The organism is Amycolatopsis vancoresmycina (assembly GCF_000716785.1).
Taxonomy (GTDB): domain Bacteria; phylum Actinomycetota; class Actinomycetes; order Mycobacteriales; family Pseudonocardiaceae; genus Amycolatopsis; species Amycolatopsis vancoresmycina.
In genome coordinates, this window is sequence record NZ_JNYY01000063.1 from 1 (window position 1) to 355 (window position 355).

Annotated in this window: 1 protein-coding gene; it reads left to right on the forward strand. The window is 70.1% G+C overall.

The features are described from left to right. On the forward strand, positions 1 to 355 hold a 355-nt coding region (locus OO60_RS44325; protein WP_033263645.1), incomplete at both ends, for a WXG100 family type VII secretion target.

Here is a 355-nt window from a genome sequence, read left to right on the forward strand (position 1 = left end):
CAGCTGGCTGATGGAGCACGTCGGCCCGCTCAAGGACGCCCTCAACGGGCTCACCGGCAACGCCGACGAAATCGCCGCCCAGTCCGAGACCTGGGCCAATGTCGCCAAGGAACTCGGCAGCGTCTCCTCGGACCTGACCGACGCCGTCAAAGCCGACCTGCAGACGTGGTCCGGACCGGCCTCCGACGCCTACCGGCAACGCGGGCAGGACGTGGCCACCACCCTGCAAGCGGCGCAGAAGGGCTGCGAAGGCGCCTCCAGCGGCGTCAAGACCGCCGGTGAGGTCGTGGCCGCGGTCCGCACGCTGGTGCGCGACATCATCTCCGAGCTCGTCGGGCACCTGATCAGCTGGGCG